The sequence below is a fragment of the Pseudomonas sp. S4_EA_1b genome, from assembly GCF_016307435.1.
Lineage (GTDB): Bacteria > Pseudomonadota > Gammaproteobacteria > Pseudomonadales > Pseudomonadaceae > Aquipseudomonas > Aquipseudomonas rhodesiae.
This window is the reverse complement of sequence record NZ_JAEILC010000114.1, coordinates 22,682-42,775: the sequence shown is the minus strand read 5'-3', so window position 1 is coordinate 42,775 and position 20,094 is coordinate 22,682. Positions and strand designations below refer to the sequence as shown.

The window sequence follows — 20,094 nt, the reverse complement described above, 5'->3', positions numbered from 1 at the left end:
GCCCCCTCCCACATTTGTCTGTGTTTAATCTGTTAAACCTTGTTCTAGAGCCTTTTTTGCGGATATAGAATCTTTGCTCTAAAAATGACCATTGGATATTTATGAGTCATGTTTATGACTGTAGGGCCCTCTTTTGGCTCTAGTCGGCCCTCGGCAAAGCTGCTACTCTCGGCGCGCTTTGTGACCTCTCGGCCTGCTTGAACGCGCCAGACTCACCTTAAAACTTAAAAAACATACACCAATAATAATCGCATCAAATGCGATGATGAATTCGCGTCGCTGAGGAGTGGGCTTCCATGAACGAAGACTTTTGGAAGGATAAGTACCCCGCCGGGATTGCTGCAGACATCAATCCAGACGAGTATCCAAATATTCAGGCGGTACTTAAACAGTCCTGCCAGCGCTTCGCTAACAAACCGGCGTTCAGCAACCTGGGCAAGACAATCACCTACGGTGAGTTGTACGAATTGTCCGGCGCCTTCGCCGCCTACCTGCAACAGCATACCGACTTGAAGCCTGGCGATCGAATCGCCGTGCAACTACCCAACGTTCTGCAATACCCAGTCGCTGTGTTCGGTGCCATCCGCGCCGGCCTGATTGTGGTCAACACCAACCCGCTGTACACCGCGCGGGAAATGGAACACCAGTTCAACGATTCCGGCGCCAAGGCGCTGGTCTGCCTGGCCAACATGGCTCACTTGGCGGAAAAGGTCGTGCCCAAGACCGCCGTCAAGCATGTGATCGTCACCGAAGTCGCGGACCTGCTGCCGCCGCTCAAGCGCCTGCTGATCAACAGCGTCATCAAGTACGTGAAGAAAATGGTCCCGGCGTATCACTTGCCCCAGGCGATCAAATTCAATGACGTGCTCGCCAAGGGACGCGGTCAACCGGTCAGCGACGCTAACCCGGTCAGCAGCGACGTGGCCGTGCTGCAATACACCGGCGGCACCACCGGCGTCGCCAAGGGCGCAATGCTGACCCACCGCAACCTCGTGGCCAACATGCTGCAGTGCAAGGCGCTGATGGGCTCCAACCTCAATGAAGGTTGCGAGATCCTGATCACACCGCTGCCGCTCTACCACATCTATGCGTTCACCTTTCATTGCATGGCGATGATGCTGATCGGCAACCACAACATCCTGATCAGCAACCCGCGCGACCTGCCGGCGATGGTCAAGGAACTGTCGAAGTGGAAGTTCAGCGGCTTCGTCGGCCTGAACACGCTGTTCGTAGCGTTGTGCAACAACGAAGCCTTCCGCAAGCTGGACTTCTCCGCGCTGAAAGTCACGCTCTCCGGCGGTATGGCCCTGCAACTGGCAGCGGCCGAGCGTTGGAAAGCCGTGACCGGTTGCGGTATCTGCGAAGGTTACGGCATGACCGAGACCAGCCCGGTGGCCACCGTGAACCCGATCCAGCATATCCAGATCGGCACCATCGGCATTCCGGTGCCTTCGACGGTGTGCAAGGTCATCGCCGACGATGGCACCGAGCTGCCGTTGGGTGAAACCGGCGAGCTGTGCGTCAAGGGCCCACAAGTGATGAAGGGCTACTGGCAGCGCCAGGATGCCACCGACGAGATGCTCGACAGCGACGGTTGGCTCAAGACCGGCGACATCGCGATCATCCAGCCCGATGGCTATATGCGCATCGTTGATCGCAAGAAAGACATGATCCTGGTCTCCGGCTTCAACGTGTACCCCAACGAGCTGGAAGACGTACTGGCGGGCCTGCCGGGCGTGTTGCAGTGTGCAGCCATCGGCGTGCCGGACGAGAAGTCCGGGGAACACATCAAGCTGTTTATTGTGGTCAAGCCGGGTGCGACCCTGACCAAGGAGCAGGTGATGGAGCACATGCGCGCCAACGTCACTGGCTACAAGGTGCCCAAGGCGGTGGAATTCCGCGACGCCTTGCCGACGACCAACGTCGGCAAGATCCTGCGTCGCGAGCTGCGCGATGAAGAGCTCAAGAAGCTCGGTCTTAAAAAGTAACGCAATTCAAATGTGGGAGGGGGCAAAGCCACCTCCCACATTTTTTCTGACCGCGGCTCTTACAGGGCAAACTGGGCGAAGTTCACACCCGCACCCGCCGGGCGCACATCTTTCAAGAACGAATCCTTATCCGCGCTCAGCTCCAGAGTGATCTCCGGTTTGCGCTTGCCCGCATTACGCACCACCAGCCCTTCGAGTTTCTCGCGCAGAAACACCGTCGGCACCTTCAGATGCAACAACTGGTCGGTCTCGGCGTTGTGCATCAGCAGGTGAATCCACTCGTACTGGCCCACCGCAATCCGTGCCACCGGCAGATCGAACCACCAGATGTTGCGTTTGCGGTCCAGGTCGGTGAAATGGCAGTTGTTGACGCCGAGTACGGCTCCGCCCAGTTCCTGGTTTCTGCGAGCAATGGCCTGTGCTTTATTGAGTTTCATAACCTTCCTACGGGATCTGTTATTCAGCCTTATAGCCTGAATGTGCCGCGCATTCTCATGGGTTGGCCGCAAAACATAAAGCCCAACCTGTGCGCACCGATCAAATGCACCCTGAAAATAATTGAAACTCTGCCGAATCCGCTCCGGTCAATCTTCATGTAACGACCAATAACCCTTGATTGTTCTTTCGGAGAAATACCATGGGCAGCACAGCGGATAAGGCAAAAGGCTTGGCCAACGAAGCGGTCGGCAACATTAAGCAAGGTGTCGGTAAAGCCACCGATAACGACAAAATGCGCGCTGAAGGCGTCGTCCAAGAGAAGAAGGGCGAAGCTCAGCAGGCGGTCGGCAAAACCAAAGATGCCGTTAAAAAAGCCACCAAGTAACGCTGGCTTTGGCGGGTGTGAACTCGCCGTCCTGCGGCCATCCACGGATGGCCGTTTTTGTGTCGCCTGCTGCAACTAAAGTTTGGAAATTGTTTCAAAGTCGCCAGATGGGCTACTTTGATGTAGAAAACGGCCCTTGAGTCGCCCATGACCTTATCCTCTTTGCGGCGAAAGGAGACGCTATGATTTTTCCAGTACTTGATGGTCTCAAGCTGCACAAAGTGCTGTTGCGCACCGTCAAGGAATTCGTCGACGACGAAATGCCCACCTATGCCTCGGCGCTGGCTTACCAGATGCTGTTCTCGCTGTTTCCGTTCCTACTGTTTTTGATTGCGCTGATTGGTTTTCTGCACCTGCCGGACTTCTTCAGTTGGCTACGCCTGCAATCGGAGCTGGTGCTGCCGCCCCAGGCGTTGGAGCAGGTCAATCCGGTGATCGACCAGTTGCAGCAATCCAAGGGTGGCCTGCTGTCGGTGGGTATCGTGATCGCGCTGTGGACGGCCTCGGCCGGCGTGCGCCTGATGATGAGCGCCATGAACGCCGCCTACGATGTGGTCGAAGGTCGGCCGATCTGGAAGCGTTTTCCGCTGTCGATCTTCTACACCGTAGGCATCGCCGGGATGTTACTCGCCGCCGCCGCGCTGATGGTGCTCGGCCCACAGGTGATGGAGTGGCTGGCCGGGCAGATCGGCATGCAGGAATTCGTGGTCACCCTGTGGACCATCGTGCGTTGGCCGCTGATCGTGATTCTGCTGATGTTCGCCGTGGCGCTGATGTACTACGTGATGCCCGATGTTGAACAGAAATTTCGCTTTATCACCCCCGGCTCCGTACTGGCGGTGGTGGTGTGGATCATTGCCTCGCTGGGGTTTGGCTACTACGTCAAGACCTTCGCCGATTACAACGCCATGTACGGCAGCATCGGTGCGATCATCGTGCTGCTCCTATACTTTTACATATCATCCGCCGTGCTGTTGCTGGGCGCGGAGATGAATGCGGTGATTGAACACATGTCAGCCGAAGGCAAGGAACCGGGGGCCAAGGATTTCGATGAGCCGCCGGTCCATGAGAAACAACATGTTTCCGGCCTTGGCCGTGACCATTCCATTAAGCCCACTACTGACGAAGCTTGATTAATGATCCGTGAAATCCTGAAAATGGGCGATGAACGCTTGCTACGCGTCGCCCCTCCGGTTCCGCCGGAAATGTTCGACAGCCCCGAACTGTGGCAACTGATCGATGACATGTTCCAGACCATGGAGCATGTGGGCGGTGTAGGCCTTGCCGCGCCGCAGATCGGCGTGGATCTGCAATTGGTGATCTTCGGTTTTGAGAGCAGCGAGCGCTACCCGGACGCGCCGGCCGTGCCCCAGACCATCCTGATCAACCCACTGATCACGCCACTCAGCCCGGTGCTGGAAGAGGGCTTCGAAGGTTGCCTGTCGGTGCCTGGCCTGCGCGGTGCGGTGAACCGCTACCAGCAGATCCGTTATGAAGGTTTCGATCCCAAGGGCGAGCCTATCGTGCGCTTTGCCGATGGCTTCCATGCGCGGGTGGTGCAACACGAATGCGACCATCTGATCGGCCGGTTATACCCATCGCGCATCACCGACTTCAGCAAGTTCGGCTTCATCGACGTGATGTTCCCGGAGTTGGATCCCGCCACGGCGGATTAAACAAAGAAATGCCGATCAGCATGTGTAAAAAGGGGCTTGCCCAATAGCCTTAGTTAGCTACACAAAATCCAAGCCTGCGCACCACAGGGGATCGGCCCATAAAGTGGTTGTGGTGAGCGGGCTTGCCCCGCGCCGGGCCGCGAAGCGGCCCTCTCTTCAGACACCGCGGTGTGCCAGACAAAAAGCATGGGCCCATTCCCTCTCGGTCACCTGCTATCCGAGGGCGACCTCACTCCCGATTCCAAGCCCATCGCGATCATCGGTTTGTTGCGCTTGTAACGCACCAGCCGCTCGCCGAGGGACTGCGGCAATCGCGTGTCCTGGGTAAAGCCTATCCGCTGATACAACCGCACCAAGTCAGGATGGCACAACAACCATACCGTGCCCTCGGCTGACGCCACTGCCTCAAGGATCAACCGCGTCGCCAAACCCTGGCTGCGATAATCCGGCGCCACAAACACGCCGGTCAGCCACTGCCCGCCCACCACGGGTGTCAGGCACAACCCGGCGACAATGTCGCCATCGCGCGCCACCCATAAACGCCCGCCCTTGAGCGCCTTCATCGATGAATCGTGGCGGCGGTAAAACTTGTTCAGCAGCGGCCATAGGGGCTCTGGCAGTGGATCAATGGGCAACTCGGGCATGGTATTCAAGCAGGCGTCGTGATGGGGGCCAAGATTATAAGCGCCTTCTGCCGGGCAATAGGTGGTATACCCAATGCTGCATCCCTTCACAGTGGAGTACGCAGCATGGCTAAAGGCATGGATTCAAAGAAAGCCGCGAAGAAAAAACCGGCAAAGACCGCCGATGAAAAACGCGCAGACAAGAAAGCCAAGAAATCCGAAACAGGTCTGTTCGGGCACTGATCCGCAAACGCCTGCTCGCTCAGGTGCGAGCAGGCTTGCGAAGCCATTCGACGACGACACGATCATGCTGGATGAACGCAGCGTTCTTGGAGGCTTCGCGAGCAAAAAACTCGCGGCCAGTGACGTCAGATGGCCGCCAGGGTTTCTTTCAACGTTCGCGCCTGAGGCTCAGCTGTCTTTGCCGCTACTTGTTGTTCCTGTTGCTGCTTCAAGCGTTCAGCCACTTGCTTGGAAATCGCGTCCTGCTTTTCCTGGGACATATTCTGCACATCCGCCTCGGTCAGCCCTTGTTCCTTGAGCAATTGCTCGCGGATGCGTTCGGCAGGGGATTTGCTCATATAGTCAGTGAATTCCGCGCGAGCCCCGGAGGTCGAGCTGGTTGCCGGTACTTCACTGGCGGTACTGGCTGTCTGCAATTGCACGCGGGTCTTGGCGAAGGCTTCGTCGATACGGTCGGCGGCTTTGTCCAATTCCTTCTGCGCGGCCGGTACGGTCACGTTTTGCTGCGCCGCTTGCAGGGCGCAGCTGTACAGCGCGCTGGCGGCGGCGTTGGCGGGGTCCATGTCGGGTCGCTTGATCTGTTGAACGGTCGACACGGCTTGGGTGTTGTTGTTTACCAGCATGATCGGTCACCTGTGTAATGTTCGGTGCCACAGCCGGAGCAAATAACATGCCGAGTGCCAGACCCCCGGTTTTGCTGGGGCGGCGCGCCGTCGGCGGCAACACTTATCCCGCCAACGGCCAATCGTTGCCGTCAATGGGCGATATGTTCCAGGGCCAGGTTGCGCGTACGTGGCCCGAACCAACTGATGGTGATCATCACAATCAGCATGCTGCTGGCGATAAATGCCAGCACCCCAGGTGTGCCCAGGTGTTCGAGGATGAACCCGATCAGCAGGCTGCTGAACACCGTCGACAAGCGGCTGAACGAGTAACAGAACCCCACCGCCCGCGCACGGATATTGGTGGGGAACAGTTCGCTCTGGTACGAGTGATAACTGAAGCTCAGCCAGGCATTGCAGAAGGTAATCATCACGCCGCAGAACACCAGCCCTACCGCCGTGGTCTGTAGTGCGAACAGGCTGCCGAAGATCACGGCGCCCATGGCCGAGCCGACGATCTGCCACTTGTTTTCAAAGCGGTTGGCCACCTTCACGAACAGCAATGGCCCCAGCGGGTAGGCGAGGGTGATGATAAAGGCGTACAGCAGGCTGTGGGTCACACTCACGCCCTGACCCGACAAGAGCGCCGGCAACCAATTGCCAAAGCCGAAAAAGCCGATGGCCTGGAACACATGGAACACGATCAGCATCAACGCCCGGCGCCGATACGGCGGTTGCCAGATATCGGCAAAGCGCCCGCTGCCCTGCACGCTGACGGCCTCTGGCTCGGGCTCGTCCAGCGGTTTACCGTGATCCTTGCGGCAGCGCGCCTCCAGGCTGTCCATGATCTGTCCGGCCTCGTCGAAGCGGCCTTGTTGCGCGAGCCAGCGCGGTGACTCCGGCAAGCGCTTGCGCAGTTGCCAGATAAATAACGCAAACACCGCGCTGCTAAGCACCACCCAGCGCCAACCGGCGATGCCGAACGGCGCCTGGGGCACCAGCCACCACGACATCAACGCCACCGCCGGGACCGACAGAAACTGGATAAAAAATGCGAAGGCAAACGCCGAACTGCGCATGCGCTTGGGCACCAGTTCCGAAAGATAAGCGTCGATGGTCACCAGTTCGATGCCCAGGCCGATCCCCACCAGAAAACGCATGCCGATAATGCCCAGGGCGGATGTTTGGATACCCATCAACACCGTGGCCACCGTGTACCAGATCAGCGCAAAGGTGAAGATCGCACGACGCCCGAAGCGGTCGGCAATCGGGCTGAGCAGGCTGGCGCCAAGGAACAGGCCCAGAAAGGTCGCCGAGGCGAATGCGGCCTGGTCGGAGAAACCGAACACGCCTTCACTGCCGGTGTGAAAAATCCCATCGCTGATTAGGCCGGGGCTGATATAGGCGGTCTGGAACAGGTCATACAGCTCAAAAAAACCACTGATGGACAGCAGCGCCACCAAGCGCCAGACGGTAGCGACGGCGGGCAGGCGGTCGATGCGTGCGCTGATATGGGCGGCACGCAGCGGGTCGATACCGTCTGTGGTTGAAGCGGCGAGTGTGGACATGGTGAGCGATTCCAGGTGCAGGACCTGGAATCTTAGCTGGCTAACGGAAATCGCTGCTTGTTAAATGGCAGGGCACGCCGGGCATATTTGGCGATTTATTGCGTTTACCGCTTATGGCTCAAGATTTTATGGCGCAACAATCAATTATGCCCGTCCAGGGCGAACGCCTTGAAGCCCGCATGCTGGCTGAGCCTTTCGTAATAGGCCGCCACCGCCGGAAAATGCGGATGCTCCATCGGCGTCATGCGCCAGCGGTGCACCGACAGGCCGATAAGGATGTCGGCCAGGGTGAACTCATCGCCGGCGACGTAGGCCTGCGTCTTGGCCAGCTGCTGTTCGAGGATGGCCATCTTGTCGTTCCAGCCCTGCACGCCGGCCTGGATACGTTGCGGGTCCTGATAGTCCGGGTTTTTGCGCACCAAGGCGTGGAACGCGTAGCCCCATGACGGGTTCAGCTCGGTGGCCTGCCAGTCCATCCACTGCTCCACCCGGGCCCGGGGCGCGGGCTCGGCGGGCAGCAGATCATGCCGTTGGTAAAGGCCGACCAGGTAACGGCAAATGGTGTTGGATTCCCACAACACGCCGTGGTCATCGATCAGCACCGGCACCTGGGCGTTGGGGTTCAGGGCCATGAACTCAGCGGATTGGGTGGGTGTGTAGCCGATGCCCCAGTCTTCACGCACGTAGTCGATGCCCAGTTCCTGGCAGGTCCAGAGCACTTTTCGCACGTTGATGGAGGACGTGCGGCCCAAGATTTTCAGTGAGTGTCCCATGGTGCTTTCCTGGCGATGGAGAGAAGGACAATCTAGCAGGGGCGGCAGGTTACGGCGATATTTCCACGCGGACACGGTTGAAAGGGTGAGAGGAGCAAGCCCCTTCCCACCGGCTGAACGGTTAAGCGCTCAACAGCGCGGGGTATGCTGATCCATGGCTTTGCCGACCAGCAATACGCTCAGCTCACTCAATTGATAAATGGCCAAGGCGATATCGCGGTGTTTGCCGGTGAGGTCATCGGACAGGTTGAGCAGCAAGGTGCTGACGGAACAGACGGTTTCGTAACTGTTGATCAGCAGGGTTTCGGTGGGGGCATCGGGGGTGACGGTGAAAAGCGTATGCGCGGGATGTGGGCTTGGCATGTTGAAGAACCTGATATGGGCTGATACCTCATCGCTACTAAACGAGGGTGGCAGCTGTACGCAGGTTAGTAGACCGGTATCCCACACAACCCGGCGCACCCGAAGGCGCCCTGCGCACAGCCACCATCAAGCATCGATTGGCTCATGCATCTTGTGTTGGGAAGCGCGGGCTACTAAACCCGATCACCGAGAAATTCAGCGACCGGCAAACCTTAAAGACCGCCCTCCAGGCGCACAAGCCGGCGGATTCTGGCGTAAGCGTAGGCAACCGGGCAAGACGCTTAACGCAATGTCAGCCGCTTCCTACACCCGTCCTACGTACTCTCCCGCACCCGCAACTCAAACCCCATATCCACCACCGGCTTGGCGATCTTGTTGCCCGCCATGATCGTCAATAAATGCTCCGCCGCACGCCGGCCAATCGCTTCGCGCGGGGTGCTGATGCTGCTCAGGCGCGGCACCATGAAGGACGAGGAGGGCAAGTCGTTGAAGCCCAGCACTGCCACGCGTTCCGGCACTTTGATGTTATGGCGCAGGGCTTCGAGCAAGGCGCCCTGGGCCAGGTCGTCGTTGCCGAAGAAAATCGCGTCCACCTCCGGATGGCTGGCCAGCAACTGCAGGAACAATTCGCCGCCCAGGCCCACAGAGGAGGGGCGCGGAGTCAGCAGTTCCAAGGCGGGGTCGTACAGGCCGGCCTGTTGCAGCGCACGGCGAAAGCCTTCGCCGCGCAGCAGGGTGCGTTGGTCCAGCTGCGCGCCGATGTAGGCCAGGCGCTTGCGCCCACGGGCGATCAAGTGCGCCGCCGCCGTTTCGCCGGCGGCCAGTTGCGAGAAACCCACGCAGTTCACGCCGGCATTCGGGTCCAGGTCCATCATGTAGACGCAGGGCACGTTGCTGGCCTCGACCATCCGTCGGGCGCTTTCGGTGCGGTCGAAGCCGGTCAGCAGCAAGCCACGGGGCTGGTAAGCCATGTAATTGCGCAGCAGGTTTTCTTCTTCGTCGCGCGAGTAGTGGGAGTTGCCGATCAACACTTCGAAGCCTTTGGGCCGCAGCACCTGGTGGATGGCTTCGAGGGTTTCGATAAACAGCAGGTTGGACAGCGAGGGCACCAGCACCACCACCGAATGGCTCTGGGCCGAGGCCAGTGCGCGGGCAGCGGGGTTGACCACGTAGTTCAATTCAGCAGCGGCCTGTTGGACTTTCTCCACCAACTCCGTCGCTACGGTGCTGATGCCGCGCAAGGCGCGTGAGGCGGTAATGGGGCTGACGCCGGCCAGGCGGGCGACTTCGTTGAGGGTGGGGCGCCCTGTGGTGCGTAGTTTTTTATCGTTCTTAGAGGTCATCAGGCGGCTTGCCAAACAAAAATCGAGGCACTAAGGTAGCGCTGTCTCCAAAAGGCTGCAAATACTTGAACGTTGGGTTGCCTGATCCTGTTCAAACCGTTGGAGCGGATGCACGCGTCACTCCATAAAAAAAGACAAGACGGCGCGGGAAAAGCCTGTTTTTGCACTAGCCTTACAGCGTGCAAAGGTAGCGCTATCTGCGTCCTGAGGTGTTTCATGAGTCAACCTGTTACCGCCCTGGTCATCATGGGTGTTGCCGGCTGCGGCAAGACCAGTGTCAGCGAGGCCGTGTGCCGCCTCAACGGCGCCACCGCCATTGAAGGCGACAGCTTTCACCCTGCCGCGAACATCGAAAAGATGAGTGCCGGCCACCCCCTCAACGACGACGACCGCGCCGGCTGGCTCGATATCCTCTGCGATGAGCTGCGCCGCTCGCTCAAGGCCGGTCAACACCCGGTACTGACCTGCTCGGCCCTTAAGAAAAAATACCGCGACCACCTGCGCGAAGCCGCGCCGGGCCTGGGTTTCGTGTTTCTGGAACTGACCCGTGAAGTGGCCGCCGACCGCGTGTCCCACCGCCCCGGCCATTTCATGCCCGCCAGTCTGATCGACAGCCAGTTCGCCACCCTCGAATCGCCCATAGGCGAGCCACTGACCCTGGCCCTCAACGCCAGCGAAGACAGCGTCGAGCAACTGGCCGAGCAGACCGATGCCTGGTGGCGTGAGCACGGTTTTGAACCATCCAAATAATTTTTTGCCGGACAAGATAGCGCTATCCCCGGCAGCGAATTCAACACCCGCTTTAATAACAACAACAAACAGGAGAGACCCCCATGTTTGGCATGTCCCACGAGTCCTACCTACTGCTTGATGCAGTAGTCACTATTATCGGGTTGATCGTATTGATCACCCGGTTCAAGGTTCACCCCTTTATTGCGTTGATCATCGCGGCGGGCTTTCTTGGCCTGACCTCGGGCATGCCCGTGGACAAGATCATCAAGGCGTTCCAGGACGGTTTCGGCGGGGTGCTCGGCTTTGTCGGCATCATCCTCGCCTTGGGCACGATGCTCGGCAAAATGATGGCCGAGTCCGGCGGTGCCGATCAGATCGCCCAGACCTTGATCCGCGCCTTCGGTAAGGAAAAAGTCCAGTGGGCCATGATGTTCGCCGCGTTCCTGGTGGGCATTCCGTTGTTCTTCGAGATCGGCTTTGTACTGCTGATCCCGCTGGTGTTTATCGTCGCGCGCCGCACCGGTGTGTCGCTGATTAAAATCGGCATCCCGCTGCTCGCCGGCCTATCGGCGGTGCACGGCCTGGTGCCGCCGCACCCGGGCCCGCTGCTGGCCATCGGCGTGTTTGGCGCGGACATCGGCAAGACCATCCTGTACGGCCTGATCGTCGCACTGCCGACCGCCATCATCGCCGGCCCGATCTTCGGTACGTTTATCGCCAAGTACATCCCGGGCAACCCGTCCCAGGAACTGGTGGATCAACTGGCCCGCGAGCCGGAAAGCAAAGACCTGCCGAGCTTTGGCATCACGCTGGTTACCGTGCTGCTGCCGGTGTTCCTGATGCTGCTCAAAACTTTTGCCGACATCGCCTTCGCCGAAGGCCACGTCGTGCGTAACTGGATGGACATGATCGGTCACCCGATCACCGCGTTGCTGCTGGCACTGTTGCTGTCGTTGTATACCTTCGGTGCGCGTCAGGGCATCCACTCCAAGCAGATCCTCAAACTGCTCGACGCCAGCCTTGCGCCGACCGCCGCGATCATCCTGATCATCGGTGCCGGTGGGGGCTTCAAGCAGATGCTGGTGACCAGCGGCGTGGGCGATGTTATCGGGCATATGGCCGTCACCGCGCAGATCAACCCGATCCTGCTGGCGTGGCTGGTGGCGGCGGTGATTCGCGTGGCAACCGGTTCGGCCACCGTGGCCACCATTACTGGCGCCGGCATTGTGGTGCCGGTGGTGGGCATGATTCCGGGGGTTAACCGCGAGTTGCTGGTGCTGGCGACGGGGGCGGGTTCGTTGATCCTGTCTCACGTCAACGATGCGGGGTTCTGGCTGGTCAAGCAGTACTTCAACATGACCGTGGCCGAGACGTTCAAGACCTGGACCGCGATGGAAACCATCCTGTCCGTAGTGGCGTTGATCTTCATTATGTTGCTGTCGTTGGTGGTCTAACAGGCACACCACAAGGCAAGGGTGAAAACCCAATCAAATGTGGGAGGGGGCTTGCCCCCGATAGCGGTGGATCGGTCACTTGATGCAGTGACTGACACTCAGCTATCGGGAGCAAGCCCCCTCCCACATGTTTAACTCATTTCTGCAACAGAATGGCTCAGGCTTTCTGGATCAACCCATCCGCCCGGAACATCCCGCGAATCCCACGCACCGCTTGGCGAATGCGGTCCTGGTTCTCGATCAGCGCGAAGCGCACATGATCATCCCCATACTCGCCAAAGCCGATCCCCGGTGACACGCACACCTTGGCTTCCAGCAGCAGCTTCTTGGCAAATTCCAACGAGCCCATGGCGGCATACTGCTCGGGAATCTTGGCCCACACGTACATCGACGCCTTCGGATTCTCTACCATCCAGCCCAGCTCATGCAGGCCCTTGACCAGTACGTTGCGGCGCTGACGGTATTGCTCGGCGATGTCTTTCACACACTGTTGGTCGCCTTCCAATGCCGCAATCGCCGCCACTTGCAGCGGGGTGAAGGTGCCGTAGTCGTGGTAACTCTTGATCCGCGCCAGGGCGTTGACCAGTTCCGGGTTGCCCACCATAAAGCCGATGCGCCAGCCGGCCATGTTGTAGCTCTTGGACAGGGTGAAAAACTCCACCGCAATGTCCTTGGCGCCCGGTACCTGCATGATCGACGGAGCTTTCCAGCCGTCATAGACGATATCGGCGTAGGCCAGGTCATGGATCACCAGCACGTCATACTGCTTGGCCAGGGCGATGACCCGCTCGAAAAAATCCAGCTCCACGCACTGCGCGGTGGGGTTGGACGGGAAACCGAGGATCATCATTTTCGGCTTGGGGATCGAACCGCGGATCGCCCGTTCCAGCTCGGCGAAGAAATCCACGCCAGGCACCAGCGGCACCGAGCGCACCTGGGCGCCGGCAATCACGGCACCGTAGATATGAATCGGGTAGCTGGGGTTGGGCACCAGCACGGTGTCGCCTTGATCCAGGGTGGCCAGCATCAAGTGCGCCAGGCCTTCCTTGGAACCAATGGTGACGATGGCTTCGGACTCGGGGTCGATGTCCACTTCATAACGGTCTTTGTACCAGTGCGAAATCGCTCGACGCAGGCGCGGAATGCCTTTGGAGGTGGAGTAACCATGGGTGTCTTCACGCTGGGCCACTTGCACGAGTTTTTCAACGATGTGCGGCGGCGTGGCGCCGTCGGGGTTACCCATGCTCAAGTCGATGATGTCTTCGCCGCGCCGACGCGCAGCCATCTTCAGCTCGGCAGTGATATTGAACACGTAAGGGGGGAGTCGATCGATGCGCGCAAAGCGGCGCGGCGAACCTTGTTCGGCCATTGTTGCCTCGAGAGTACGTAAGCGCCCGGAACCGTCCGAGCGACGTTGGCCACTGCGGTGGCCTGCGGGGCAGACAATACGGTCGGTGATGGCAAGTTGTCCAGATCCGTAGGAAAATTTTCTGCATGGAGTACAGTCCGGGTATGCCCCTATACTCGATGCGGGTTTGTTCCCTCATAAGAAGGAGACTGTTCGTATGGATCAGCAGACAAAACAACCGTTGGAACCGCGCATGGAAGAAGGCAATGCCATGGTGATCGCAGGGGTGCAAGGGCGGTATTCCAAGGCAACCGTGGGCGATATTCCACGCTTGTGGGAGTTATTCGACAGCTGCATCAAAGAGATCAAGCGACGTACCGGTGGCGTGACTTATGGGGTGTGTCACAACCCCCACCACGATGAGTTCGATTACCTGGCCGGGGTGCAAGTGCCGAGCAAGGATGACGTGCCGAGCAACTTCAAGTACGTCGAAATTCCGGCCCGCCGCTACGCGGTGTTCCCGCATTACGGCGCGGTTCAGGCGCTGGCGCAAACCTACGAACGCATCATGTTCGAATGGCTGCCACATTCCGGGTTCAAATTGGCCGGCGCGGATTTCGAGCGCTACAGCGCCGATTTCGATGTGAAAAAAGGTACGGGCACGGTGGAGGTCTGGGTGCCGGTCGAAAAGCGCGGCTGAGTTGAGCGCCCCTGTCGCGTAAACATGACACACGCGTCTGAACGGCATGTTTACGTGACATCCATTACTGCGGATTAAAGTGCAAGGCTCAATCTGCGCTCATAGCCAACCCGCCCCTTGTACGCCTCACCGCTGTCTACCCAGCCGAGCCCCAAATACAAGCCCATCGCCGCCACGTTGTCCGTGTCCACCGACAACTCCAACCCCTTGATCTGCGGCCATGCTTCAAGCGCCGCCGCCGGCAGTGCCAGCAGGCACGCCTTGCCGAACCCACGGCCCTGTTGCCGACGGTCCACCTGCAAGGCATGCAGGGTGGCGCTGTGTGCGTCGGCCCAGTGGGGCAGACAGGGAGGGCGTTTAAGCAACAGGAAGGCCACCGGGACGTCGTCGGCCAACAGTGCAAAGCCTTTCACGCCGGGGCTGGGTTTAGCCAACAGGTTATTGAGTGCGCAATACATATCGCCGCAAAACGGCAGTTGCTCAGGATGAACTTCGATGGCATTGAGCTGCTGTTGTTGCAGGTCAGTCAGTGCCCCATAGGCGACCAGGCGGGTATGCATCGAGGGTATCCGAAGGGCTGCAAGTAGGGCCGCAGTCTATCGGGTTTGATGGGGGCGAAATTATTTTTCAGCAGGCTGTCGATTTGCCTAATACGCGTTCGACTAAGGGTGACTTTCGGATTTTCCACCCCAAGGAGTTATCGCCATGAGCACCGCAATCAACAGCCTGATCGAAGAATGGAAAAATGCCGTCCTAAGCCGCGATATCGACAAAATTGTCAGCTATTACGCCGACGATATCGTCTCATTCGACGCCGTTAATGCTCTGCAATTCAAGGGTAAAGCCGCCTACCGCGCCCATTGGGAAGAATGCATGAAGCACTGCCCAGGCCCGGGGATTTTCGAGTTTCATCAATTGCGCATCGTCGAGGCGGCCGACAGCGCCTTTGCCCACTGGCTGGCCCACTGCGGCGGGACCGGCCCGGACGGTGAGTTGAAGGCCTGCTGGATGCGCGTCACCGCCGGTTATCAGCGCATCGCGGGCCAGTGGAAAGTGGTGCATGAGCATTGGTCGGCCCCCTTCGATATGGAGAAAGGCACCGCACTGTTCGACCTGAAACCTTGAGCTGCGCGAACTATAGTCAGCATTCCGACAACGGAGATATCCATGAAATACCTCTGCCTGATCTACAGCGACGAAACGTTGCTGCATAGCTCACCCGACAGCCCAAAAGATCCGGAGTGCCTTGCCTACGCCCAGGCCATTCAGGCCAGTGGTCGCATGCTGGCCGCCGAGCCGCTGCAACCTGTGGCCAGCGCCACCACCGTGCGTAAGCGCAATGGCCACTTATCGATCACCGACGGGCCATTCGCCGAAACCAAGGAGCAGCTCGCCGGTTTCTACCTGATCGAAGCGCGGGATTTGAACGAAGCGCTGCAGGTGGCCGGTGGCATTCCGGCGGCACGGGTCGGTAGCGTCGAGGTGCGGCCCGTACGCGAGTTGGCGCTCTGAACAGCCACTCTATCGAGGCCCTCTATCGCAGCGAATCGCGACGCGTCCTGGCGACGTTGATTCGCCTGCTGGGGGATTTCGACCTTGCCGAAGAAGCCCTGCACGAGGCGTTTTCCGTCGCGCTCGAACGTTGGCCCCAGGACGGTCTGCCCGACAACCCACGGGCCTGGCTGATCTCCACCGGCCGTTTCAAAGCAATCGATCGCTTACGCCGCCAGGCGCGTTTTACGCCGTTATCGCAGGCGCAGGCCGACGCGCTGGAAGCGGCTGAGTGGAGTGTCGAAGACGTGGAAGACGACCGCCTGCGCCTGATCTTCACCTGCTGCCACCCGGCGCTGGCGCCGGATGCCCAGGCTGCATTGACCTTGCGCGAGATCTGCGACCTCACCACCGAAGAAATTGCCCGGGCCTTCCTGAGCACGCCCACCACCATCGCCCAGCGCATCGTGCGGGCCAAGGCCAAGATCCGCGAGGCGAACATTCCTTATCAGGTGCCATCCCTGGCGGAACTGCCGGAGCGCCTCGACAGCGTGCTGCGCGTGGTTTACCTGGTGTTCAACGAGGGCTATTCGGCGTCCATCGGCGCAAACCTCACCCGCGACGAATTGAGCGGCGAAGCCATTCGCCTCGGGCGGCTATTACTGGCGTTGCTGCCGGAGCCGGAAGTGATGGGCTTGCTGGCGTTGATGCTGCTGCACGAGTCCCGCCGTGCTGCGCGCACCTCGGCGAGTGGGGAGCTGGTGTTGCTGGATGAGCAGGACCGCACGCTTTGGGACGCGTCGTTAATCACCGAAGGCTGCGCGCTGGTGCAGCGAGCGCTGAGCACCCGAGGGTTTGGCCCGTATTGCCTGCAAGCGGCGATCGCTGCCGTACATGCCGAAGCGCCTCACGCGGCTCAGACGGATTGGCCGCAGGTCGTCGGGCTGTACGACGTGTTGCTGGGCCTGCTGCCGTCGCCGGTGATTGCGCTGAATCGGGCGGTGGCGGTGGCCATGCGCGACGGGCCGCTGGCGGGGTTACAGCAGGTCGATGGGATCCTGGCGCGCGGGGAGTTGCAGGATTATCACTTGGCGCACGCGACCCGGGGCGAGTTCTGCCGGCAACTGGGAAGGTTGAAAGAAGCGCGGTCTGCGTATGAAAAAGCCCTGTCACTGACCCAACAGGCCCCCGAAAAGGCTTTCCTCGAACAACGCCTGGCTCAACTTGTCAGCGCTTCAATGCCCTAGAAATATCATTCGAGCATCTTGCCCAACAACCAACTCCCCGCCGGCCCTGGCGGATGGTGCCGCGACCACAACGCATCCACCGCCACTGAGCGCGGCCAGCCGCGTGCCTTCAGTTCCACCAATTGCCCGCCGCCAAACCGCTCCACCAACCAGCGCGGAATCGGTGCCCAGCCGAAACCCAACTGAGCCATTTCCAGCAGCATCAGGTAGCTGGGGGCCGACCAGACACGTCCGCTGGCGCGGGTTTCATTCGGATTGATGATGCTTGCCAGGCGCAGTTCGCGATGCTGTTGCAGGGCGTGCGCGGTGAGGGTGTCGAGGCTGGCCAACGGATGCTTGGGGGATACGAACAGGGCGATTTCCGTGCGTTCCTCCACGGGCGCGCAGGTCAGGTCCGGCGGGTACAGGTCCTGGTGTTCAATAAATGCGATCTGCGCACGGCCGCTCTGCACCAAGGCGATCAGGTCTTCGCATTCGGCGATCAGGCATTCCAGCTCAAGGTCGGGGTAGCGTCGTTCGAACGCGCTGAGGGCGGCCTCGAAACGGTCGGACTGGTAGGTGTCCGACATGGCGATACTCAGCTTCGGCTCCAACCCCTGGGCCAACTGACTCGCCGTCAGGGCCAGCCGGCTATTGGCTTCCAACACCTGCTCGGCGCGTTGCAGCAACACATGGCCCGCCGGGGTCAGTGTGGGTTTGCGACTGCTGCGGTCGAACAGCTCCACATCCAGGTCGATCTCCAAGCTCGCCACCGCTGCGCTGACGGTGGACTGGCTCTTGCCGAGCTTGCGCGCCGCTGCCGAAAACGAGCCTTGGGTCGCCGCCTGGACAAATGCCTGCAGCACTTCATGTGAAGCCATGACTATCGCCTTGATCGATGGTTATTGGTTATGAAGTATCGATCCGCTGAGTAACCATGGCAACTCTCGTTACGCACGGAGCCGGGTTATGCACCCCACCAAATCGATGACTGAACGTGTTGGCCAAGCCTTGGGCTTTGAAGGGTTGGCCTTGTTGATCTGCACGCCGCTGCTGGTCTGGATCACTGGGCGACCGGCCTTGGAAATGGGCACGGTGACCTTGGGCCTCAGCCTGCTGGCGCTGAGCTGGAACATTGTGTTCAACAGCCTGTTCGACCGCCTCAAAGCGCGCCTGCAACTGTCGGGCGGCGCTTGGACGCGGGTGCTGCATGCGCTGCTGTTCGAAGGCGGGCTGATTGTCGTCGCGGTGCCGTTGATTGCGGCGTGGCTGAATATCAGCCTGATGCAGGCGTTGATGCTGGACATAGGTGTACTGCTGTTTTTTTTGCCGTACACCTATGTGTATCACTGGGGCTATGACGTGCTGCGCGAGCGTTTCTTACAGAAACATGCCGCCCGACGCCTCGATCCGCTGACCGGTGATCCAATGACTACCGTCGGCAAGCAGGCTGGCAATGGCCCCGCCGATATCGTCCGGTAAGCCCGCGCGGCCCAGGGCGGTGTTGCTGGCGACCATTGCGTTGAGGTCAGCGTTATCGCGCACGGCACCGCCGCCGAAGTCGGTTTCAATGGCGCCAGGGGCGAGGATGTTGACGCTGATGCCACGGCTGCCCAGCTCCTTGGCCTGATAACGGGTCAGCACTTCCATGGCGCCTTTCATGGCCGCGTAAGCCGCATAACCGGGCAGGCTGAAGCGCGCCAGGCCGCTGGACACGTTGAGGATGCGGCCGCCGTCGCGGATCAATGGCAGTAGCTTCTGAGTCAGGAAAAACGGGCCCTTGAATTGGATCGCCAGCAGTTGGTCGAACTGTGCTTCGGTGGTTTCGGCGAAGCTGGCGTGGATGCCGATGCCGGCGTTATTGATCAGAAAATCAAAGCGATCCTGTGCGAAAACCTCTTTCAGCACGCCAGCCACATCGCCGACAAAATCACCGAACGTGGCACTCTGGCTCACATCCAGCTTCAGCATCGCCGCGCGCCCGCCCAATTGTTCGATCTGCGCCACCAGTGCCTGGGCTTCGTCGGCCTTGCTGTGGTAAGTGCCGATGATGTCGACGCCCTGGGCGGCCAGGTGCAATGCTGCGTTTTTACCCAGACCTCGGCTGGCGCCGGTGATCAATGCGATTTTACGGGTCATGGTGCAGTCCTCTGATGTGATCGTGGGAAGAAGTGTATTTGTCCGGTAATAACGTGATAAACAGCGCTATATCGGAAACACTGGCCGGATAAGGCGAACAATCCCATGAACAAACTTGAGCTGCTGCGCACCTTTGTGCGCGTCACCGAACTGTCGAGTTTCACCGGCGCCGGCGAGAGCCTGGGCCTGCCGCGTTCCACGGTGTCCGAGCATGTGCAGGCGCTGGAGGAGCTGCTCGGCGCGCGCTTGTTGCAACGCACCACGCGCAAGGTCCAAGCGACCCAGGACGGTCGCGTGCTCTACGAACGCAGCAAGGATTTACTGGCGCATATGGAGGAACTCGAAGGCTTGTTTCGCCAGGACGAAGCCCAACTGGCCGGGCGTATCCGCGTGGACATGCCCAACGCCCTGGCACGGGAAGTGATCCTGCCGCGGCTGCCCTCGTTCATGGACGCCCACCCGCTGATCGAGTTGGAAATCAGCGCTACCGACCGTCAGGTCGACCTGCTCGCCGAAGGGTTCGATTGCGTATTGCGCATCGGCGCGCAGCCGGATCAAACCGTGGTGGCCCGCGCGCTGTGCAGCCTGCCGATGATCAACTGCGCCAGCGCCACCTACCTGCAACGCTTCGGCGTGCCGCAGACCTTGGCCGATTTGGCCGACCATCACCTGGTGCATTACGTACGCCCGCTGGGGTCACGTTCGGCGGGTTTCGAGTATCTGCAAGGCAACAAGGTGCAACGGATTCCCATGGCGGGGCGGGTGACGGTCAACAGCACCGATGCGTACAAGTCGGCCTGCCTGGGTGGTTTCGGGATTATTCAAGTGCCGACCCTGGGCATGCTCGACGAATTGGCGCGCGGTGAACTGGTAGCGATCTTGCCGGACTACTCGCCACCGCCGTTGGAGGTGGCCCTGCTGTACGCCGGGCAACGGCATTTGCCGTTGCGTGTTCGGGTGTTTATGGACTGGTTGGCCGCCATGGTGCAGACCCACGTTTAA

The 20,094-nt window shown here is 59.8% G+C and carries 23 protein-coding genes; 12 read left to right on the top strand and 11 right to left on the bottom strand.

Going from position 1 to position 20,094, the window contains the following annotated elements:
- The first annotated feature begins 296 nt into the window (after window positions 1-296).
- Window positions 297-1,988, top strand: coding sequence for a long-chain-fatty-acid--CoA ligase FadD1 (gene fadD1 / locus YA0848_RS29880; RefSeq protein WP_034100045.1), 1,692 nt, complete (start codon window positions 297-299; stop codon window positions 1,986-1,988).
- Between the two features lie 59 nt (window positions 1,989-2,047).
- Here fadD1 and YA0848_RS29875 read toward each other — a convergent pair whose 3' ends face one another.
- Window positions 2,048-2,425, bottom strand: a complete 378-nt coding sequence (locus YA0848_RS29875; RefSeq protein WP_024077075.1) for a hypothetical protein — start codon at window positions 2,423-2,425, stop codon at window positions 2,048-2,050.
- 200 nt (window positions 2,426-2,625) lie between these two features.
- Between YA0848_RS29875 and YA0848_RS29870 the strand changes: the two genes are divergently transcribed.
- From YA0848_RS29870 to def, 3 genes are all read left to right on the top strand, one after another.
- On the top strand, window positions 2,626-2,811 hold the full coding sequence (locus YA0848_RS29870; RefSeq protein WP_034100043.1) for a CsbD family protein: 186 nt from the start codon (window positions 2,626-2,628) through the stop codon (window positions 2,809-2,811).
- 182 nt (window positions 2,812-2,993) lie between these two features.
- Window positions 2,994-3,944: a YihY/virulence factor BrkB family protein gene (locus YA0848_RS29865; protein WP_034100041.1), complete on the top strand. Its 951-nt coding sequence runs from the start codon at window positions 2,994-2,996 to the stop codon at window positions 3,942-3,944.
- 3 nt (window positions 3,945-3,947) lie between these two features.
- The gene (gene def, locus YA0848_RS29860; protein WP_169903358.1) at window positions 3,948-4,487 is read left to right on the top strand and encodes a peptide deformylase; all 540 of its coding nucleotides are present in this window, start codon (window positions 3,948-3,950) and stop codon (window positions 4,485-4,487) included.
- 206 nt (window positions 4,488-4,693) lie between these two features.
- Here the strand turns inward: def and YA0848_RS29855 are convergent, their stop codons facing one another.
- The 6 genes from YA0848_RS29855 to YA0848_RS29830 form a co-directional block, all read right to left on the bottom strand.
- Window positions 4,694-5,131: a GNAT family N-acetyltransferase gene (locus YA0848_RS29855; RefSeq protein WP_169903369.1), complete on the bottom strand. Its 438-nt coding sequence runs from the start codon at window positions 5,129-5,131 to the stop codon at window positions 4,694-4,696.
- Window positions 5,132-5,478: 347 nt separating this feature from the next.
- Complete coding sequence (locus YA0848_RS29850) at window positions 5,479-5,976, bottom strand: hypothetical protein (protein WP_169903359.1); 498 nt, start codon at window positions 5,974-5,976, stop codon at window positions 5,479-5,481.
- Between the two features lie 131 nt (window positions 5,977-6,107).
- Complete coding sequence (locus YA0848_RS29845; RefSeq protein WP_169903360.1) at window positions 6,108-7,523, bottom strand: MFS transporter; 1,416 nt, start codon at window positions 7,521-7,523, stop codon at window positions 6,108-6,110.
- Window positions 7,524-7,663: 140 nt separating this feature from the next.
- A complete protein-coding gene (locus YA0848_RS29840) occupies window positions 7,664-8,296 on the bottom strand; it encodes a glutathione S-transferase family protein (RefSeq protein WP_034100034.1) in 633 nt (210 codons plus the stop codon).
- 129 nt (window positions 8,297-8,425) lie between these two features.
- Window positions 8,426-8,659: a DUF6124 family protein gene (locus YA0848_RS29835; RefSeq protein ID WP_034100032.1), complete on the bottom strand. Its 234-nt coding sequence runs from the start codon at window positions 8,657-8,659 to the stop codon at window positions 8,426-8,428.
- A gap of 314 nt (window positions 8,660-8,973) precedes the next feature.
- Window positions 8,974-10,005 carry a LacI family DNA-binding transcriptional regulator gene (locus YA0848_RS29830; RefSeq protein WP_169868277.1) on the bottom strand — a complete coding sequence of 344 codons (1,032 nt, stop codon included), beginning with the start codon at window positions 10,003-10,005 and terminating at the stop codon, window positions 8,974-8,976.
- A 213-nt stretch (window positions 10,006-10,218) separates the two neighbouring features.
- Between YA0848_RS29830 and YA0848_RS29825 the strand changes: the two genes are divergently transcribed.
- Window positions 10,219-10,752, top strand: coding sequence for a gluconokinase (locus YA0848_RS29825; RefSeq protein WP_034114954.1), 534 nt, complete (start codon window positions 10,219-10,221; stop codon window positions 10,750-10,752).
- Between the two features lie 83 nt (window positions 10,753-10,835).
- Entirely contained in the window at window positions 10,836-12,188 is a 1,353-nt protein-coding gene (locus YA0848_RS29820; protein WP_034100026.1) for a GntP family permease, read from the top strand.
- A gap of 157 nt (window positions 12,189-12,345) precedes the next feature.
- Here the strand turns inward: YA0848_RS29820 and alaC are convergent, their stop codons facing one another.
- Window positions 12,346-13,557 (bottom strand): alanine transaminase, encoded by a 1,212-nt coding sequence (gene alaC / locus YA0848_RS29815; protein ID WP_047881998.1) that lies wholly within the window; start codon window positions 13,555-13,557, stop codon window positions 12,346-12,348.
- Window positions 13,558-13,753: 196 nt separating this feature from the next.
- On the opposite strand from alaC, the gene YA0848_RS29810 reads away from it, so the two are divergent.
- Window positions 13,754-14,236, top strand: a complete 483-nt coding sequence (locus YA0848_RS29810) for a GyrI-like domain-containing protein (protein WP_034100022.1) — start codon at window positions 13,754-13,756, stop codon at window positions 14,234-14,236.
- A 74-nt stretch (window positions 14,237-14,310) separates the two neighbouring features.
- Here YA0848_RS29810 and YA0848_RS29805 read toward each other — a convergent pair whose 3' ends face one another.
- Complete coding sequence (locus YA0848_RS29805; protein ID WP_034114952.1) at window positions 14,311-14,796, bottom strand: GNAT family N-acetyltransferase; 486 nt, start codon at window positions 14,794-14,796, stop codon at window positions 14,311-14,313.
- 145 nt (window positions 14,797-14,941) lie between these two features.
- Between YA0848_RS29805 and YA0848_RS29800 the strand changes: the two genes are divergently transcribed.
- The 3 genes from YA0848_RS29800 to YA0848_RS29790 are packed head-to-tail and all read left to right on the top strand — an operon-like array spanning window position 14,942 to window position 16,974.
- On the top strand, window positions 14,942-15,361 hold the full coding sequence (locus tag YA0848_RS29800; protein WP_034100018.1) for a YybH family protein: 420 nt from the start codon (window positions 14,942-14,944) through the stop codon (window positions 15,359-15,361).
- Window positions 15,362-15,403: 42 nt separating this feature from the next.
- Window positions 15,404-15,748 carry a YciI family protein gene (locus YA0848_RS29795; protein ID WP_034100016.1) on the top strand — a complete coding sequence of 115 codons (345 nt, stop codon included), beginning with the start codon at window positions 15,404-15,406 and terminating at the stop codon, window positions 15,746-15,748.
- Complete coding sequence (locus tag YA0848_RS29790; RefSeq protein WP_169903370.1) at window positions 15,745-16,974, top strand: RNA polymerase sigma factor; 1,230 nt, start codon at window positions 15,745-15,747, stop codon at window positions 16,972-16,974. Before YA0848_RS29795 ends, YA0848_RS29790 begins: the two co-directional genes overlap by 4 nt.
- A gap of 5 nt (window positions 16,975-16,979) precedes the next feature.
- Here YA0848_RS29790 and YA0848_RS29785 read toward each other — a convergent pair whose 3' ends face one another.
- Window positions 16,980-17,834 carry a LysR family transcriptional regulator gene (locus tag YA0848_RS29785; protein ID WP_034100013.1) on the bottom strand — a complete coding sequence of 285 codons (855 nt, stop codon included), beginning with the start codon at window positions 17,832-17,834 and terminating at the stop codon, window positions 16,980-16,982.
- An 88-nt stretch (window positions 17,835-17,922) separates the two neighbouring features.
- Between YA0848_RS29785 and YA0848_RS29780 the strand changes: the two genes are divergently transcribed.
- Window positions 17,923-18,435 carry a multidrug/biocide efflux PACE transporter gene (locus tag YA0848_RS29780; RefSeq protein WP_034100011.1) on the top strand — a complete coding sequence of 171 codons (513 nt, stop codon included), beginning with the start codon at window positions 17,923-17,925 and terminating at the stop codon, window positions 18,433-18,435.
- Here YA0848_RS29780 and YA0848_RS29775 read toward each other — a convergent pair.
- Window positions 18,334-19,092 (bottom strand): SDR family NAD(P)-dependent oxidoreductase, encoded by a 759-nt coding sequence (locus YA0848_RS29775; RefSeq protein ID WP_034100009.1) that lies wholly within the window; start codon window positions 19,090-19,092, stop codon window positions 18,334-18,336. The genes YA0848_RS29780 and YA0848_RS29775 overlap by 102 nt on opposite strands.
- A 105-nt stretch (window positions 19,093-19,197) precedes the next feature.
- Between YA0848_RS29775 and YA0848_RS29770 the strand changes: the two genes are divergently transcribed.
- Complete coding sequence (locus YA0848_RS29770; RefSeq protein ID WP_034100007.1) at window positions 19,198-20,094, top strand: LysR family transcriptional regulator; 897 nt, start codon at window positions 19,198-19,200, stop codon at window positions 20,092-20,094.

Excerpts from the sequence above, each read along its gene's own strand:
- YA0848_RS29800 (WP_034100018.1), top strand. The coding sequence starts at position 14,942 with ATGAGCACCGCAATCAACAGCCTGATCGAAGAATGGAAAAATGCCGTC.
- YA0848_RS29780 (WP_034100011.1), top strand. The coding sequence starts at position 17,923 with ATGCACCCCACCAAATCGATGACTGAACGTGTTGGCCAAGCCTTGGGC.
- YA0848_RS29825 (WP_034114954.1), top strand. The coding sequence starts at position 10,219 with ATGAGTCAACCTGTTACCGCCCTGGTCATCATGGGTGTTGCCGGCTGC.
- YA0848_RS29795 (WP_034100016.1), top strand. The coding sequence starts at position 15,404 with ATGAAATACCTCTGCCTGATCTACAGCGACGAAACGTTGCTGCATAGC.
- YA0848_RS29855 (WP_169903369.1), bottom strand. The coding sequence starts at position 5,131 with ATGCCCGAGTTGCCCATTGATCCACTGCCAGAGCCCCTATGGCCGCTG.
- YA0848_RS29805 (WP_034114952.1), bottom strand. The coding sequence starts at position 14,796 with ATGCATACCCGCCTGGTCGCCTATGGGGCACTGACTGACCTGCAACAA.
- YA0848_RS29820 (WP_034100026.1), top strand. The coding sequence starts at position 10,836 with ATGTTTGGCATGTCCCACGAGTCCTACCTACTGCTTGATGCAGTAGTC.
- def (WP_169903358.1), top strand. The coding sequence starts at position 3,948 with ATGATCCGTGAAATCCTGAAAATGGGCGATGAACGCTTGCTACGCGTC.
- YA0848_RS29770 (WP_034100007.1), top strand. The coding sequence starts at position 19,198 with ATGAACAAACTTGAGCTGCTGCGCACCTTTGTGCGCGTCACCGAACTG.
- YA0848_RS29875 (WP_024077075.1), bottom strand. The coding sequence starts at position 2,425 with ATGAAACTCAATAAAGCACAGGCCATTGCTCGCAGAAACCAGGAACTG.
- YA0848_RS29775 (WP_034100009.1), bottom strand. The coding sequence starts at position 19,092 with ATGACCCGTAAAATCGCATTGATCACCGGCGCCAGCCGAGGTCTGGGT.
- YA0848_RS29835 (WP_034100032.1), bottom strand. The coding sequence starts at position 8,659 with ATGCCAAGCCCACATCCCGCGCATACGCTTTTCACCGTCACCCCCGAT.
- YA0848_RS29840 (WP_034100034.1), bottom strand. The coding sequence starts at position 8,296 with ATGGGACACTCACTGAAAATCTTGGGCCGCACGTCCTCCATCAACGTG.
- YA0848_RS29845 (WP_169903360.1), bottom strand. The coding sequence starts at position 7,523 with ATGTCCACACTCGCCGCTTCAACCACAGACGGTATCGACCCGCTGCGT.
- YA0848_RS29870 (WP_034100043.1), top strand. The coding sequence starts at position 2,626 with ATGGGCAGCACAGCGGATAAGGCAAAAGGCTTGGCCAACGAAGCGGTC.
- YA0848_RS29850 (WP_169903359.1), bottom strand. The coding sequence starts at position 5,976 with ATGCTGGTAAACAACAACACCCAAGCCGTGTCGACCGTTCAACAGATC.
- YA0848_RS29785 (WP_034100013.1), bottom strand. The coding sequence starts at position 17,834 with ATGGCTTCACATGAAGTGCTGCAGGCATTTGTCCAGGCGGCGACCCAA.
- alaC (WP_047881998.1), bottom strand. The coding sequence starts at position 13,557 with ATGGCCGAACAAGGTTCGCCGCGCCGCTTTGCGCGCATCGATCGACTC.
- YA0848_RS29810 (WP_034100022.1), top strand. The coding sequence starts at position 13,754 with ATGGATCAGCAGACAAAACAACCGTTGGAACCGCGCATGGAAGAAGGC.
- YA0848_RS29865 (WP_034100041.1), top strand. The coding sequence starts at position 2,994 with ATGATTTTTCCAGTACTTGATGGTCTCAAGCTGCACAAAGTGCTGTTG.
- fadD1 (WP_034100045.1), top strand. The coding sequence starts at position 297 with ATGAACGAAGACTTTTGGAAGGATAAGTACCCCGCCGGGATTGCTGCA.